The organism is Gammaproteobacteria bacterium (assembly GCA_016200485.1).
Classification (GTDB): Bacteria; Pseudomonadota; Gammaproteobacteria; order Tenderiales; family Tenderiaceae; genus JACQEP01.
Genome location: JACQEP010000013.1, coordinates 57,798 through 74,204 on the forward strand (window position 1 = coordinate 57,798; position 16,407 = coordinate 74,204).

The following is a 16,407-nucleotide window of genomic DNA, read 5'->3' on the forward strand; positions in this document are numbered from 1 at the left end:
TACACCCAACAAAAAAGCCCAAGGATTTGACCTTGGGCTTTTTTGCTATTTCAATTTATTCAAACCTACTACTCAAACGGGTGCCTGAGGATAATCGTTTCTTCGCGGTCGGGACCGGTGGAGATAATATCAATTGGCACCGCGACAACTTCTTCAATTCGTTTTAAATAACGTTTTGCAGCGGCTGGCAATTCATCATAGCGCTTGATGCCGACGGTGGACTCTTTCCAACCCGGCATATCTTCATAAATCGGTTCGCAGCCTTCCAGAGCCTCGGCACCGATAGGCAGGGTATCACTCACTTCACCATTGCAGCGATAGCCAACACAAATACGAATGGTATCCAGACCATCCAACACATCGAGCTTGGTGATGCACAAACCAGAGACGCTGTTGATCTGGTTGGTACGACGCAGGGCTACAGCATCGAACCAGCCGCAACGGCGCGGGCGGCCAGTAGTGGAGCCAAATTCGTGACCACGCCGCGCCAGGTGTTCACCCATTTCATCGAATAACTCGGTTGGGAACGGACCCGCACCGACGCGTGTCGTATACGCCTTGGTAATACCCAATATGTAATCGAAATCAGCAGGACCCACACCACTCCCCGTCGATGCACCACCGGCGGTGGTATTCGATGAAGTCACGAATGGATAAGTACCGTGATCGATATCCAGCAACGCGCCTTGCGCGCCTTCAAACATCATGTTTTCACCGCGCGCCTGATAGCCATGCAACACGGCAGGAATGTCTGCGACTAATGGCTTGATTTGCTCAGCCCAGGCCAGGGAGTTTTCCAGCACTTGCTGAAAATCAACGGCTTCTGACTTGTAATAGTTTTGCAGTACAAAGTTATGATAATCGAGCACTTCGCCAAGCTTGGCGGCGAAACGTTCCCGATGGAACAGATCGCCGACACGCAACGCGCGGCGCGCAACCTTATCTTCATACGCTGGGCCGATACCACGGCCGGTAGTACCGATGGCCGCTTTACCACGCGCCTTTTCACGCGCCAGATCCAGCGCCACGTGATAAGACAGAATCAACGGACATGCCTCGCTGATCAACAGGCGTTCACGCGCGGGCACACCTTTGGCTTCGAGACCGGCGATTTCTTTCAACAAGGCTTCGGGCGACAACACAACACCGTTACCAATCAAACATTGCACGTTTTCGCGCAGAATGCCGGAGGGAATCAGATGCAACACCGTCTTGGCGCCGTTAATCACCAGGGTATGACCGGCATTATGGCCGCCTTGAAAACGAACCACTGCCCCAACGCGATCGGTCAACAGGTCGACGATTTTGCCCTTGCCCTCGTCACCCCATTGCGTACCGATGACGATTACACTCTTGCCACTGCTCATTGTCATGTCGCTCACTGATTGTTTGAACTCACCATTTCAAAATCCAATTCAAAATCTAACGCGGAGACGCAAAGACGCGGAGGAAACCAGGGAACCCCTGATTAATTTAGAGATTCCTTAAAAGACTCCGCCACGATAATTTTATTATCACCTTTGCACCTCCGCGTCTCCGCGTTGGATTTTTAGTTAATCTCGCCTGCTAAATCGCCACCACTTCCCAGCGCCCTTTGCGTAATTCAAGGCGGCGATCACATCCCATTTCGTCCAGGGTGCCTCCCTGCCCCGGCAGGGCACAAATCACCCGCTCACCTTGGGCGCGCAGTGCGTCGATTCGCTGACCAAGGGCTGCGTCATCCACTGCGGGCGCGAGTATACCCTTAATTGGGGCAGCTGCCACCTGGCTGATCTGAATCAAGGTCTTAAGATCGGTACTAAAGCCGGTCGCGGGACGGGCCCGACCAAAGCAACGGCCAATGGCATCGTAACGACCGCCACGGGCCACTTCCTGGCCATGGCCGGGGACAAAAGCGGCGAACACCACTCCGGTCTGATAACGATAACCACGCAATTCGGCCAGATCGAAATACAACGGCAAACCATGGAGATGACGCTTGGCCAGCGCTGTAATTTGGCATAGGTTATCCAAAGCGGCACCGACACCCTCACCGACACCGCTCAATATTTTTTTTGCTTCGGTCAGTACCGTCTCGTCACCATTCAAATCGACCAGTGATAACAGATGCTGGCGTGCCTTGGCAGCAATCTTCCAATCACGCAGATATTCTTCAATTTGCGGTCTGGACTTGCGTTGCAACGCCTCGAACATCGCGACTTCTTGTTCTTGCGTTAGTCCCGCTTCTTGCACCAGACCACGATAGATCCCAACATGTCCAAGATCGATATGCGTATGCTGGATACCTGCCACGCGCAATGCTTCCACCATCAAGCGCAGCACTTCGACATCACTCTCAATTCCCGAGTGCCCATAAAGTTCTGCGCCAACTTGCAAAGGCGCGCGTGAACGGCTGAGTCCATTGGGACGGGTGTGCAGAACTTGGCCCAAATAACACAAACGCGTGGGTGCTTCACGCTTCAGTACATGGGCATCAATGCGGGCGACTTGAGGTGTCATATCAGCCCGAATCCCGATTAAACGCCCGGTCATCTGATCAATGAGCTTGAATGTCTGCAAATCCAGATCGCGACCAGTACCGACCTGCAGCGATTCGATATACTCGATCAACGGCGGCATGACCAGGTCATAGCCCCAGCGATCAAATAAATCGAGCAACTGGCGGCTCAAAGATTCCAAATGCCGTGCTTGTGCCGGCAACAATTCAAAGATACCCTCTGGCAACAGCCAGCGGGCATAATCCGATTTAATCCGTTTTTCCATTTTATTTCAGCGCACCAGATACAAAAGTACAATTCCTGCCACCATACTCAGCAGCCCAGCCCAACGCAGTGTCTTGTCATCCATGTGCGCGATTTGGGCAAAGACCCGGCGCATACTTTGCGGGGATAAAAAGGGCATCATGCCCTCTATCACCATCACGAGCGCCAGAGCGGCCCAAAAATCCTGCCATAGCATCTTACGCTAAGACCTCTGACACAAAAAAAGCGGGCATCACACTGGTGTGTCATGCCCGGCCAAGTTTCTAATATCCAATCCGTCCAATCGCGCCGCGCTTATTTGCGGCCTTCACTATCGCCAAAATAACGGAAGAAATCGGTATTCGGCTGGATCACCATCAGATCTTTCTTGTTCTTGAACGATTCCTTGTACGCCGTCAAACTGCGGTAGAAAGAATAAAATTCCGCATCCTTCTGGAATGCTTTGGCGTAAATCTGCGACGCCGTGGCATCACCCAAACCCCGCAATTGCTCGGACTCGCGATAGGCCTCGGCCAAAATCACCGTCCGCTGCCGATCGGCATCGGCACGAATTCTTTCCGCTGCTTCAGCACCCTTGGACCGCAGATCCTTCGCCACACGCGTCCGATCCGATTCCATACGTCTATACACCGAATCACTGACCGTACCCTTGAGATCAATACGCTTGATGCGCACATCGACCACCTCCATACCGAAGTCTCTAACCTGCTTGTCGGCGCTGGCAGCAAGAATCTTCATGATCTCGGCCCGTTCTCCGGAAACCACCTCTTGAATCGTGCGCTTGGCAAACTCACCCCGTAAACCGTCTTTCATGATTTGCGACAGGCGCTGATTGGCCAGCGCTTCGCTGCCACCCATTGCCGTGTAATATCGTCCCACGTCACTGATTCGCCATTTTACGAACGAATCCACCACCACATTTTTCTTTTCAGCGGTCAGGAATGACTCAGGCTCGGCATCCATGGTCAACACCCGACTGTCGAACTTGCGTACGGTTTGCACCAGTGGAATGCGGAAATACATGCCAGGTTTGATATCCGTGCGTTGGATCTTACCCAGTTGCAACAGGATCACTTTCTCACGTTCATCGACCGTAAAAAATGAGAACAACAAAATGATGAGAACGACTACCGTCGAAACGATAATGGTTAGGCTCTTAGTCTGGTCCATAATTATCTCTCCCGCTCCCGGCTGCGCGTATCACGCTCAGCTGGCGTAGCCAGTTTTGCCGCTGGCGCCGCTTCGGGCGTTGCCGTTGACGCTGGCTGCTGTGGTACCGGCATGCCAGACTGTTCCATTATCCGATCCAAGGGCAGATAGATCATGTTGTTACCACCTTTGACATCGACCATGACCTTGGAAGACTTGGATAACACTTCTTCCAACGCCTCAAGATACATGCGCTCCCGCGTCACGCGTGGTGCCTTTTTGTATTCATTGACAACACGGTCGAAACGAGAGGCTTCACCCTCGGCCTTGGCAATGACTTCAGATTTGTATGCTTGCGCCTCTTCAATCAAACGTGCCGCGCCACCGCGCGCCCTTGGCAATATATCGTTTGAATAGGCTTCAGCCTCGTTAATCTGACGCTGTTCATCTTCACGCGCTTTGACGGCATCATCAAATGCGTGCTGCACTTCATCCGGCGGCTGAGCATCCTGCATGTTGACACTCGTCACCAATAACCCAGTCTGATAGTGATCCAGTATATGCTGGGTCAGTGCCTGAATCCGGGCCACGATGTCACTACGCCCTTCCGTCAATACAAAATCCATTTTGTTCTGCCCGACCACTTCGCGCACTGCACTTTCGGTCGCTTCACGCAAGGTCAGATCAGGATCTTTGACATTAAAAAGATAATCATTGGCTGACTTGACCCGATATTGAACCGCGAACTGGACATCGATAATGTTTTCATCGCGCGTCAGCATCAAGGATTCCGACGGCATGGGTGTCGTCTTGCCACCCTCACCGCTGGAACGGAAACCAATCTCAACGTTTCGACTCTTGTCGACATCCACCCGTTCAACACGCTCCAGCGGCCGTGGCATACGCAAAGTCATGCCAGGCTCCAAAGTGGCAACATACTGGCCAAAGCGCAGCACAACACCTCGTTCAGCGGGCTGAATGATATAGACCATGTCGTAGATCAGCCACAGACCCACAACCAGAAGGATAACCCCCCCGATGCCTGCGCTACCGCCGCCTAAAGGAGAGCGGCCACCACCGGTGTCACCCTGCCTCCCCTTACCACCAAACAAGCCATCCAACTTGCGGCGTATATTGCGGACCACTTCATCCAGATCCGGCGGACCCGATTTCTTGCTCCGGTTGCCCCATGGATCGTTATCCTTGGAACCCCCTGGCTCATTCCAAGCCATTCGCTTCTCCAATCAATAAATTTAAGCAGTTACGCATCAACCAGCCACTCCCGGCCAGAACCTCTAATTCTAAAAAGCTTGAACAAGCACCGCAAGGCAATTATTCAGAAAAGATTAGGCTACGTCCCGTTCCGATTCACATTGGCACCCCGGTTCGGACGCCAAGGCCTCGATCTGACGCGGCCACAACATCACTTCCAGCAGCCAATCCCCATTTTCAGCCTGCTGCTCGGACTTCACCGCACCTTGCTGAAACAACACTGCCCGCAGCCGCCCTGCCTCCGGGGCCAATCTTAGCTGGTACAGACGACGACGGCGCACTTGGCCATAGCCCTGGTCCTCACCTCGGGCCTGAGCCGCAATCACCTGCAAATACTCAGTAATTGCCTCACGTAATAGATCAAGTCCGGCCCCTGTCCGTGCCGACACCCAAACCCTCAAAGGCCGGCCATCATCAGCCCGATCCAGGTGCGGCTCCACTCCTTCCACCAGATCGATCTTGTTATAAACCTCCAACTGGGGCAAGGACTCGGCACCCACTTCCTGCAACACCTTATTCACTTCATCAATCCGTGATTGACGCTGCTCGTCCCCGGCATCAATCACGTGCAGTAACAAAGACGCCGCTTCGGTCTCTTCCAAGGTCGACCGAAACGCAGCCACTACACTGTGCGGTAAATGGCGGATGAATCCTACTGTATCAATTAATACCACATCGCCCTCGGTGGCCAGCTCCAGTTTACGCAGTGTTGGATCCAATGTCGCAAACAATTGATTCGCAACGTAGACATCCGCACGGGTCAACGCATTGAAGAGCGTCGACTTGCCGGCATTGGTATAACCCACCAGCGACACTGTGTTGACATCGGATTTACGCCGGGCACGCCGCCGATCCTCACGCTGACGACGGACTTTTTCCAAATGTTTGTTCAGTTGTTTAATGCGTTCGCCAATTAAACGGCGGTCAGATTCAAGCTGCGTTTCACCGGGGCCCCGCAGACCAATCCCCCCTTTTTGCCGCTCCAAGTGTGTCCAGCCACGCACCAGTCGCGTCGATAAGTGCCGCAACTGCGCCAGCTCTACCTGTAACTTACCTTCAAAGGTGTGCGCCCGCTGGGCAAAGATATCCAGAATCAATCCCGTGCGATCCAGCACCCGGCACTTGAGCAAGAATTCAAGATTTCGTTCCTGGGAGGGACTCAGGGCATGATTGAAAATGACCAGCTCGGCCTGTTGCTGTTCGACCTGGTCGCGGATTTCCTCGGCCTTACCCAGGCCGGCGAAATATTTGGGATCGGGTTTTTTGCGGCTGCCTAAAACGATGGCCACCGGCACCGCACCGGCGGAGAGCGCCAATTCCTTGAATTCATCAAGTTCTTCACGCACGTCCTCGTCCTTAAAGTCCAGGTGGACGAGGACAGCGCGCTCGCCCACATTGGGGCGTTCAAAGAATTCCACGTGTTTCTAGAGTCTCAGGCTTCTTCAACCACTTCTTCTGCACCGGTGGAAAGTTTGACATTCCGCGCCGGAACGATGGTTGAGATCGCGTGCTTGTAAACCATCTGATTGACAGTGTTCTTCAGCAGCACGACAAACTGATCGAAAGATTCCACTTGTCCCTGGAGCTTGATTCCATTTACCAAATAAATCGAAACAGGAACCTTTTCTTTACGTAATGCATTCAAAAAAGGGTCTTGTAAGCTTTGCCCCTTACTCATCATGATCGCTCCTTTGTTATCAATTATTCATGTCCTACTGCATGGTATTTTCGGCATTATCATGCAGCAGTCTACATCCCTATCTAACAACCCCCACAGCCGATTTCCAGCTGTCAAATAGTATCATACCCGGTAAAATCTTTTATACAGAATCTAGATTTAATGCTTTTTTTATACAATTCAATGAGATAGCTAACAAATCCGGCGCCGCGCCATCCAACCACACAGCATCTTTCTCAGCACGTAACCAGGTCAGTTGCCGCTTTGCAAAACGACGTGTGGCAACGATGCCATCATGCAACATCTCATCATATGAAATCTTTCCTTCCAGGTATTCCCACACCTGGCGATAACCCACAGCACGCATCGAAGGCAAATCGACATTTAAATCCCCGCGGGCATGCAAGCCACGCACTTCTTCCACCAATCCTGCATCCAGCATTTGCCGAAAACGCGATTCAATCCTGCGATGCAGTTCTGCGCGATCCGTCGGCGCTAAAATCAATTTTGCCAATCGATAAGGCAATGCCTGACCACTATCCAGCGCTTGTAATTCGGTCATGGTCTGACCGGAGAGCTGATACACTTCCAACGCTCGCTGGATGCGTTGCCGATCGTTGGGATGGATACGTGCCGCAGCAACAGGATCAATTTGCTGCAAACGTTGATGCAAAACCACAGAACCTTCTCGTGCCATTTCATCATCCAGGCTGGCACGCAGCTCAGGATCGGATTCAGGCAAATCAGACAGCCCTCGTTCCAAGGCGCGGAAATAGAGCATGGTTCCACCTACCAGCAGGGGTATGCGCCCCGCCACCGTAATCTGCGCCATGCATTTCAGCGCATCCTCGCGAAAACGCGCCGCTGAATAAGCTTCTGTTGGATCAATAATATCGATCAAGTGATGAGGTACCCGCGCCAGAATGTCAGGCGCGGGTTTGGCGGTTCCGATATCCATGCCGCGATAAACCAAGGCCGAATCAACACTGATGATTTCACAGGGAAGATGTTCACACAGCGCGAGGGCCAGATCGGTTTTGCCCGCTGCGGTCGGCCCCATCAGGAATATGGCTGGGGGAAATGAATTATTCAAAATAACCACCCTGAATTAAGTTCAACGTTGATCAGCCTCGCTGCTGCCTTGGCAGTTTCAATTCCCGAATTTAATTTACGAGTCCTGCCTGAAGCGCAGGCCAATCAACCATCAAGGGTTGATTTGGATATTGACCTTGAGTATGCAGAATTTCACGTAACGCAGCCAGTCGCTCATCACTCGGTGGATGGGTGGATAAAATCGCCAACTGCGGCCCTTTCTGTTTGCTCATGCGCTCAAAAAAATTGAGCATGCCCTCAGGGGAGATTTGCGCCTGTCTGAGCAATGCCACGCCTTTCGCATCGGCATCGTTTTCCTGGCTACGACTGAACTTCAGCGTTCCCAGTTGAGTCGCCAACTCTTCTGCCATGCCACTGCCGACGTTGCCAATCGCCAAACTTACCACTGCCTGCCAACCAATGGCTTGCACCATCGCCCGTAAACTATGGCGTTGCAGCACATGCTGCGTCTCATGTGCTAATACACCGGCTACTTCTTCTGGAGTCTGCGCTGATTTGAGTAGTCCGGTAAACACTACGACATGGCCGCCAGGTACTGCAAAGGCATTAACGACGGGACTATCGACCACATGCCACTGAAAGTGATAGGCACTTCCCTTCGTTAAGAGTTCGCCCGTTTGACGCACAAAATCAACCGCCGGACCATGATCGAGCATCTTCATACCGAGTGTGCTCTGGGCAAAAGCGGCCTCACCCAATTGTTGCTCCATCTCGATCGTGATATGACTTACGGCCCAATCGATAATCCGAGACGATTGCCACCAGAACACAAGCACCAGCAAGACTGGACTCAGCAACAGGAAGATCAATACCACCCATCCGACACGAGAACGACGTTGCGAACGCCGTTGCTGTCCGTTTACCTGTGCCAGCTGGGCAACAATTGCAGCCGGCGCTCGCGTCAACAACACGTAGTGCACCTCTGCATCGGATAAGGACAATGCCGTTTTACCCTGCAAATCCGGCCATTCCAGCAACAGGGTATCGCCGTGAAATCCGCCACTGCGGAGCGTGATTGTATCCCATGCCACACGTTGCGCCCGCACTTCACCAGGACACAGCACCAAGCCATCGGCAGTGATTTCCGCCGCCACGGTTTCACCATTAGAAGAAAATGCCGGGCCATGGGCCCGGCCGGAGAGCTGATTCATCCAACATTCCTTACCACAGAGACACGGAGACATCGAGAAAGAAAAGAAATCAATGAGGTAACGATTTCAAAACCTGACAGATGAGTCCCAGAAACAAAACGATAACCTGTTTTTCCCCTGTGCTCTCTGTGCCTCTGTGGTGAAGCCGAGGTTTTAAGATTCATATTTTTATTATGAATTATCTCCGTCAAGCAAGCCACCCAAACCACCGAGCAGCGATCCTTCTTCACGGCTGCCGCCTCGCTGTGGTATGGCGCTATAAATGCGCCCGGCAAGCCGGCTCAGGGGCAAGGATTGCAACCACACCTTACCTGGCCCGCGCAAAGTCGCAAAAAACAAACCTTCACCGCCGAAGATTGCCGATTTAATCTTGCCAACATATTCGATGTCATAACTAACATTCGGTTGCATTGCCACCAAACAGCCGGTATCGATACGTATCAATTCACCCGGCGCCAGCACTCGCTCACACAAAGTACCGCCGGCATGCACGAAGGCCAAACCATCGCCTTCGAGTTTTTGCATAATAAATCCTTCACCACCAAACAGTCCCACACCTAACTTGCGCTGGAAAGCAACACCAATCGACACTCCCTTGGCCGCACAAAGAAAGGAATCTTTTTGACAAATAAGCTGACCACCCAGCTTATTCAAATCCATCGGCAAGATTTTACCTGGATAGGGTGCTGCATAAGCGACCTTGCGTTTGCCCGTGCCTTGATTGATAAACACGGTGGTAAACATCGACTCTCCCGTAATCAGGCGCTTGCCCGCGCCGACCAGACTGCCGAACAAGCTTTTTTTCTGCTCAGAACCATCGCCAAAGATCGTCTCCATCTGGATGCCGTCATCCATCCACATCATGCTACCCGGCTCGCCGATGGCGGCCTCACCTGGATCCAGCTCGATCTCTACATACTGCATCTCGGAACCGAAGATTTGATAATCAATGACATCCATCCCGGGCATGATTGACTCCTGCGCTTGTTATAAAAAACTGAAAAAGGTGCTTGGATTGTACACCAGATCAATCGCTGGAAGGACCACTCGCACTTCGCACTCGTCACGGTTACCACAATGACTTGACGGCGTCACACACCTTCTCCCTACAATTCAATCATTGGAGAAATAGACTCCTCCGCTATGCTTGGCGCCGTCCTTAGTCTTGAACAGGATGATGACCTGATGCTTGCCGGCATGGCCAAGACTATATCCCGCCATGTAGCTATCGCCCATTGGCATCATCATCTTGGTCTCTTCCTTGCCATCGGGATGGATAACCTTGGAATTCACTTGCGCATCTATTACGGTCTTGCCACCTTTCTCGATGTTCACTATGACATCGTGGCTGCCCCCCATCTCCATATCGGCCTTGGCCCTGGCAATATGGAAGGTAACGGTGTAACCGTCGATGGCTTGTTTTTCTTCCAGTGCACCGCCGGCAGCCACGGTGGTTGCAAATACAAGACCGAATACGGCAGCGATCATGGATGTAATAAATTTCATAACATTCCCTTTTCAAAATAGATCAACAATCAAAGTTTCTCTCTCATCTGCAAGACCAAGCCGTAAATCACCGGCAAGACAATCAAACTCAACACAGTGACGCTCACCATGCCGCCCACCATGGGTGCGGCGATGCGACTCATTACCTCGGAGCCGGTGCCGCTGCTCCACATGATGGGCAACAGACCAGCGGTGATGGCGGTGGCGGTCATGGCGATGGGCCGCACGCGCTCGGCGGCACCCGCCTGTGCGGCTTGCATCAATTCCATTGTGCTTAATCGCGCGCCCGCAGCGCGGCGCTTGGCGACTTCCTGGTCGATAAAGGTCAGCACCAGCACACCGATCTCGGCGGCCACACCGGCGAGTGCGATGAAGCCTACCGCCACGGCCACCGACAAATTGTAACCGAGCAAATATACCAGCCATACGCCGCCGATCAGGCCGAAGGGAATAGACAGCATCACCACCAGCGGTGTGGTGACATTTTTAAAGTTCCAATACAGCAACACGAAAATAATGAGCAAAGTCGCCGGCAGGACGATCTTAAGCCGCGCCGCGGCACGTTCCATATATTCATATTGTCCCGACCAGGCAATGGTATAACCGGACGGCAGCTTCACCTGGCGCGCCACCGCTTCTTTTGCGTGCGTCACATAGCCGCCGATATCCGCGGTATTGATGTCCACATACACCCAGGCATTGGGACGGGCGTTTTCGCTCTTGATGTCCGGTGGACCGCGGCGCAATTTGAGTTCCGCCACCATCGAAAGCGGAATCTGCGCCCCCGTGGGTGTGGGGATCAACACACGATTCAACTGTTCCAGATTGTCGCGCAGTTCGCGTGGATAACGTAGGCTCACCGGATAACGCTCCAGTCCCTCCACCGTCTGCGTCACGTTCATGCCGCCGATGGCGGTTTGAATCACATCCTGCACGTCGCCCACGGTAAGGCCGTAACGTGCCGCCTCATCGCGCCGGATATCGAAATCCAGATAATAACCACCCACGGCGCGATCACCGAAGGCGGAGCGAGTCTCCGGCAGTTGTTTCAACGTCCGCTCCACTTGCGACACCAGTTCCTGTAACACATTGAGATCGGGGCCGCTCACCTTGATTCCCACTGGCGTTTTGATGCCGGTGGCAAGCATGTCGATGCGGTTTTTGATGGGTAACGTCCAGGCATTGGCCACGCCGGGAAACTTGATCGCTGCATCCATCTCCTGAATGAGCTGTTGGGTTAGCTTGTCCGGATCGGGCCAGTCGCTGAGCGGCTTGAGGCGTATGGTTGTCTCTAACATGGACAGTGGCGCCATGTCGGTGGCGGTCTCCGCCCGGCCGCTCTTGCCGAATACCGATTGCACCTCGGGAAAGCGGCGCAGAATCTTGTCGGTTTGCTGAGTGAATTCGCGCGCCTTGGTGATCGACACACCGGGATACATCGTCGGCATGTAGAGGATGTCGCCTTCATCCAGCGGCGGCATGAATTCCGCGCCCAGCTTCAACATGGGATAAAGCGTGACCACAAGCAACGCCCCGGCGATACCCAGCGTGACCCAGCGATGGCGCATGGCCAGCGTCAGCACAGGCATGTGCCAGGCATGCAGGGCGCGGTTGATGGGATTGCGCGCCTCTGGCAGGATCTTGCCGCGTATCAAATAACCCATCAGCACCGGCACCAGGGTAACGGCCAGCACCGCCGCTGCCGCCATAGCGTAAGTCTTGGTGTAAGCGAGCGGCGAAAACAAACGGCCTTCCTGCGCCTGAAGCGTAAACACGGGCAGGAAAGATACCGTGATTATCAGCAGCGAAAAAAACAAAGCGGGACCGACTTCCTTGGCTGCCGCGCTGCACGCCTCCCAACGTTCCGCATGACTCAACGCGCTGCCCTTGGCCTCAGCCGCGCGTTCGAGATGTTTGTGGGCGTTCTCGATCATGACAATCGCACCGTCCACCATGGCGCCGATGGCGATGGCGATGCCGCCCAGCGACATGATATTGGCATTGATGCCTTGCCAGCGCATAACAAGCAGCGCGGCGAGTATTCCTATCGGCAAGGTGACGATGGCCACCAGTGCCGAGCGGATGTGCAACAAGAATATGACGCACACCAGCGAAACCACCAGCGACTCTTCTCCTAGCGAACGTTTCAAGGTGGCGACCGCCCGCTCGATGAGGGCGCCGCGATCGTACACTGGCACGATCTCCACGCCTTCGGGCAGACTTTTCTTAAGCTCCTCCAATCTGGCGCGCACTTGCTGGATGACGGCGAGCGCGTTCTCGCCATAGCGCATCACCACGACACCGCCCGCCACTTCGCCCTCACCGTCGAGGTCCGCCAAGCCGCGCCGCAGTTCCGGGCCGAGATGCACATGGGCGATATCCTTGAGACGGATGGGCACGCCGCGCGCGTCCACCTCCACCGGGATTCCTTCAATATCTTCGCGCGAACGCAAATAACCGCGGCCGCGCACCACATATTCGGTTTCGGCCAGCTCGATCACCCCGCCGCCCACGTCGGCGTTGGAACGCTCGATGGCCTCGCGCACACGGGCAAGAGAGATGTTGTAGGCGGCCAGCGCGCGCGGATCCACTTCCACCTGGTATTGCTTCACATAACCGCCGATGGAGGCCACCTCCGCCACGCCCCGTACGGTCTGCAACTGATAGCGCAGGAACCAATCCTGAATCGAGCGCAGTTGCGACAAATCATGGCGGCCGCTTTTATCTACCAAGGCATATTCATAAACCCAACCCACACCGGTCGCATCGGGACCCAGCGTTGGATTTACGCCGGCGGGCAGGCGTTCGCGCACGTAGTTGAGATACTCCAGCACTCGCGTGCGCGCCCAATAAAGATCGGTACCGTCCTCGAAGATGAGATAGACGAAAGACATCCCGAACAGAGAATAGCCGCGTACCACCTTGGCGTGCGGCACGGCGAGCAGCGCCGTGGTGAGCGGATAGGTGACCTGATCCTCCACCACTTGCGGTGCCTGGCCGGGATAGTCGGTGAATACGATTACCTGCACATCGGAAAGATCGGGGATAGCATCCACCGGCATGGTGCGCAGCGCCCATATCCCCACTGCGATCAGCACCAACGTCGCAAGTGCGACCTGGAATTTGTTACGCAGCGCTGCCGCGATGACGGAGTTAATCATGCTGATGTTTTCCATTGCCCAAGCGCTGCTTATCCGTAGTCTTGCCCGCAGGCACGGATAAGGATATGCCCGACATATCGAGATCATCGGTTGGCGGCGTAATGGAAGGAGAAGGTTGCAGCACATTGGACATCTTGGCCGCAGCCTCGCGCAGCTTGGATTCCGAATCGATCAGGAACTGCGCCGAGGTCACCACTTCCTCGCCGGCGCGGACCCCTCGCTTGATCTCGCTCCAGCCTTCGGCCGAGAGTCCCAGCTCCACCACACGCGGCTCGAACTTGCCCGGCGCGCGCACAACAAACACTTGTTCGCGTTCTCCGGAACGGATTACCGCCTCGCTCGGCACCGCGACTGACTCCAGTTTGAGACCCGTACGCAACGTTACCTGGACGAACATCTCGGGCTTGAGCAGATCGCCGTGATTATCGAATTCCAAACGCAGACGCACCGTGCGGGTCTTGGGGTCCACGAAGGGGTAGATATACGTCACCCGCCCTCTGAACACTTTTCCCGGTGCAGCAGCGATGTGCATCTCGGCACTATCGCCAACCCTTAGCCACGGCAGTTCATTTTCGTAGATATCTACATATACCCACAGTTTTCTGAGATCGGCGATACGATAAAGCTCGGTGTTGGGCGTGACATACTGACCGGGACGCACTCCAATATCCACTACCACCCCGTCAAAGGGAGAATGAATATGGAGGGTCTTGCTGATCTGGTGCTTGGTCTCCAGATCTTGGATCTGATGGGCCGGCACATCCAGCAATTCCAGGCGCGCACGCGCCGCCTCCACCAATTGTTTGGCGCCGTGATGCAAGTCCTCGTAAGGACTGTCCTTCAATGTCTCCATGTTTTGTAATGCCAGCAGATACTCCTGCTGCGCCGTCACCAACTGCGGTGAATAAAGGCTTAACAAGACGGTGCCCTTAGCTATCCGCTGACCTGTAACGGAAACATTGAGTGACTCCACCCAGCCATCGGTCTTGGGATTGAGCCGCGCCAGGCGCTCTTCGTTGTAATCCACTCGACCCACAGCATGAATGGTCTGGCCGAGCACGCGGCGCTCGGCGCGCACGGTGCGTACGCCGATGTTCTGTACCGTACCCGGATCGATGCTCACCATCCCGGCGGAACCCTGCTCTTCTTCGGCGTAAACAGGGACATAATCCATCCCCATCTCGTCCTTTTTAGGCACCGGTGATGTCACAGCAGGATTCATGGAATTGCGGTAATAAAGCGGCTTGCGCTCTTTAGGCGCCTGCGCCAATGGAGCCACGGCTTCTGGCATACCGCGCTGCGCCCACCAATAACCGCCGCCCACGCCCAATATCAGCGCGACCATGGCAATAACGATGATTCTGCTATTCATGCACCACCTCTTGTCCCACAGCCGCATCCAACTGCGCCAGCGCCATGCGGGCCTCGCTCAACGCCTGCCAATAACGGGTTTCGTATTCATAAAGAGTGACCCTCGCCTGGGCGAGATTGAGAAAATCCACCTTTCCCACCTGATAGCCGGCCAACATGGAGACCACACTCAGATTGGCCTGAGGGATCACACCTGTCTTGAGTAGTACCACCTGACGACGGGCACGCTGATAATCGGCCAGCGCCGTCGCCACCTCGACAGCCACTTGCGCCTCCGTCTCCTGCAAGGCGAAACGCTGCGCCATCAACTCGGCGCTGCGCTGATCCACCGCCTTATCCTGGCGGGAGGCTGTATGGATGGGCAAGGTCATGGTAAGCATCACACTCTTCATGTCGGCTTCGCCCTCACGCCACTCGTAATTGGCGCCCACCATGAAGTCGGGGCGGTAATCTTTGCGCGCCAGCGCCAATGAATTCGTGGCGGCTTCTATGTTGCGCTGCCGCACCAGCACTTCAGGCCGGGTCGCCGCCCGATCCAACAGCTCTTTTTCCGCAGGCAATTCGGGCAGGAGTTCGGAGACCTCCATCGGCAATGTGATGGCCTTGGCGACTGGCCAATACATGAGCGTGTTGAGCCGCGCCTCCGCGCCCCGCCGTTGCCCTTCCAGCTCCGCCTCCATCGACAGCAACTTGGCCAGCTCCACCTCGGCGAGCAACACATCTTGCTGCAACCCTTGTCCTACACGGTAACGGGTCTGGGCCACTTCCACCAGTTGACGCATCACTGTCTGGTTGCGCCGCACCGTGGAAAGCGCGCGGTCAAGATAAAACAAACGCCACCAGGCTTGCTTTACCTCAGCCGTGAGCCGCAATACGGCCCCGCCAGTCTCCAACGAAGACGCCTCGGCTTCCTGCTGAGCAATACTGCGTTGTAACTTGAGTTTACCGGGATAAGGCAACTCCTGAGTGATCCCCAGTCTGAACTGAGTCATGGCGGCACGGCCGGGTTCAAGGGTGAGACTGGGATCGGGCAGCGTGCCGGATTGCAAAGGAATGGCGGCGCGCGCCTCGGTCTCGGCACGGCGTTGTGCCAAACCTGGATTGCCGGCTAGCGCCGTGGCAAGCGCCTCTTGCAAACTGAGTACCGGCGGTTCAACAGCATGAGCAGTCACTGTTGCGCCCAACAAAATGGGCAGAAACAAACGCCACCCGCGAAATAAGCAGAGCGGCCTTGGCATGAGATA

At 54.7% G+C, this 16,407-nt stretch carries 14 protein-coding genes; all 14 read right to left on the reverse strand.

All coding sequences use genetic code 11. The features are described from left to right. Positions 1–68 precede the first annotated feature (68 nt). Positions 69–1,367 (reverse strand): adenylosuccinate synthase, encoded by a 1,299-nt coding sequence (locus HY272_08540; GenBank protein MBI3772729.1) that lies wholly within the window; start codon positions 1,365–1,367, stop codon positions 69–71. A 199-nt stretch (positions 1,368–1,566) separates the two neighbouring features. Continuing rightward, positions 1,567–2,763: an ATP phosphoribosyltransferase regulatory subunit gene (locus HY272_08545; GenBank protein MBI3772730.1), complete on the reverse strand. Its 1,197-nt coding sequence runs from the start codon at positions 2,761–2,763 to the stop codon at positions 1,567–1,569. Between the two features lie 6 nt (positions 2,764–2,769). Continuing rightward, positions 2,770–2,958, reverse strand: coding sequence for a DUF2065 domain-containing protein (locus HY272_08550; GenBank protein MBI3772731.1), 189 nt, complete (start codon positions 2,956–2,958; stop codon positions 2,770–2,772). 98 nt (positions 2,959–3,056) lie between these two features. Beyond that, positions 3,057–3,932, reverse strand: a complete 876-nt coding sequence (gene hflC, locus HY272_08555; GenBank protein ID MBI3772732.1) for a protease modulator HflC — start codon at positions 3,930–3,932, stop codon at positions 3,057–3,059. Between the two features lie 2 nt (positions 3,933–3,934). Next, positions 3,935–5,143 carry an FtsH protease activity modulator HflK gene (hflK, locus tag HY272_08560; GenBank protein MBI3772733.1) on the reverse strand — a complete coding sequence of 403 codons (1,209 nt, stop codon included), beginning with the start codon at positions 5,141–5,143 and terminating at the stop codon, positions 3,935–3,937. 114 nt (positions 5,144–5,257) lie between these two features. Then, on the reverse strand, positions 5,258–6,601 hold the full coding sequence (gene hflX / locus HY272_08565; protein ID MBI3772734.1) for a GTPase HflX: 1,344 nt from the start codon (positions 6,599–6,601) through the stop codon (positions 5,258–5,260). Between the two features lie 14 nt (positions 6,602–6,615). Next, positions 6,616–6,861 (reverse strand): RNA chaperone Hfq, encoded by a 246-nt coding sequence (gene hfq / locus HY272_08570; protein ID MBI3772735.1) that lies wholly within the window; start codon positions 6,859–6,861, stop codon positions 6,616–6,618. A gap of 142 nt (positions 6,862–7,003) precedes the next feature. Beyond that, positions 7,004–7,954 (reverse strand): tRNA (adenosine(37)-N6)-dimethylallyltransferase MiaA, encoded by a 951-nt coding sequence (gene miaA / locus HY272_08575; GenBank protein MBI3772736.1) that lies wholly within the window; start codon positions 7,952–7,954, stop codon positions 7,004–7,006. Between the two features lie 70 nt (positions 7,955–8,024). Continuing rightward, positions 8,025–9,125, reverse strand: a complete 1,101-nt coding sequence (locus tag HY272_08580; GenBank protein MBI3772737.1) for a M48 family metallopeptidase — start codon at positions 9,123–9,125, stop codon at positions 8,025–8,027. 171 nt (positions 9,126–9,296) lie between these two features. Then, complete coding sequence (locus HY272_08585) at positions 9,297–10,085, reverse strand: TIGR00266 family protein (protein ID MBI3772738.1); 789 nt, start codon at positions 10,083–10,085, stop codon at positions 9,297–9,299. 153 nt (positions 10,086–10,238) lie between these two features. After that, positions 10,239–10,631: a hypothetical protein gene (locus HY272_08590; protein MBI3772739.1), complete on the reverse strand. Its 393-nt coding sequence runs from the start codon at positions 10,629–10,631 to the stop codon at positions 10,239–10,241. A gap of 29 nt (positions 10,632–10,660) precedes the next feature. After that, the gene (locus HY272_08595; GenBank protein ID MBI3772740.1) at positions 10,661–13,792 is read right to left on the reverse strand and encodes an efflux RND transporter permease subunit; all 3,132 of its coding nucleotides are present in this window, start codon (positions 13,790–13,792) and stop codon (positions 10,661–10,663) included. Then, positions 13,785–15,164 carry an efflux RND transporter periplasmic adaptor subunit gene (locus tag HY272_08600; GenBank protein MBI3772741.1) on the reverse strand — a complete coding sequence of 460 codons (1,380 nt, stop codon included), beginning with the start codon at positions 15,162–15,164 and terminating at the stop codon, positions 13,785–13,787. The genes HY272_08595 and HY272_08600 overlap by 8 nt, the downstream gene beginning before the upstream one ends. Further along, complete coding sequence (locus HY272_08605) at positions 15,157–16,365, reverse strand: TolC family protein (GenBank protein MBI3772742.1); 1,209 nt, start codon at positions 16,363–16,365, stop codon at positions 15,157–15,159. The genes HY272_08600 and HY272_08605 overlap by 8 nt, the downstream gene beginning before the upstream one ends. Between the last annotated feature and the right edge of the window lie 42 nt (positions 16,366–16,407).

Bases quoted from the DNA above. Each gene is read 5' to 3' on its own strand.
- HY272_08540 (MBI3772729.1), bottom strand. From the start codon at position 1,367: ATGAGCAGTGGCAAGAGTGTAATCGTCATCGGTACGCAATGGGGTGAC.
- HY272_08545 (MBI3772730.1), bottom strand. From the start codon at position 2,763: ATGGAAAAACGGATTAAATCGGATTATGCCCGCTGGCTGTTGCCAGAG.
- HY272_08550 (MBI3772731.1), bottom strand. From the start codon at position 2,958: ATGCTATGGCAGGATTTTTGGGCCGCTCTGGCGCTCGTGATGGTGATA.
- hflC (MBI3772732.1), bottom strand. From the start codon at position 3,932: ATGGACCAGACTAAGAGCCTAACCATTATCGTTTCGACGGTAGTCGTT.
- hflK (MBI3772733.1), bottom strand. From the start codon at position 5,143: ATGGCTTGGAATGAGCCAGGGGGTTCCAAGGATAACGATCCATGGGGC.
- hfq (MBI3772735.1), bottom strand. From the start codon at position 6,861: ATGAGTAAGGGGCAAAGCTTACAAGACCCTTTTTTGAATGCATTACGT.
- HY272_08580 (MBI3772737.1), bottom strand. From the start codon at position 9,125: ATGAATCAGCTCTCCGGCCGGGCCCATGGCCCGGCATTTTCTTCTAAT.
- HY272_08585 (MBI3772738.1), bottom strand. From the start codon at position 10,085: ATGGATGTCATTGATTATCAAATCTTCGGTTCCGAGATGCAGTATGTA.
- HY272_08590 (MBI3772739.1), bottom strand. From the start codon at position 10,631: ATGAAATTTATTACATCCATGATCGCTGCCGTATTCGGTCTTGTATTT.
- HY272_08595 (MBI3772740.1), bottom strand. From the start codon at position 13,792: ATGATTAACTCCGTCATCGCGGCAGCGCTGCGTAACAAATTCCAGGTC.
- HY272_08600 (MBI3772741.1), bottom strand. From the start codon at position 15,164: ATGAATAGCAGAATCATCGTTATTGCCATGGTCGCGCTGATATTGGGC.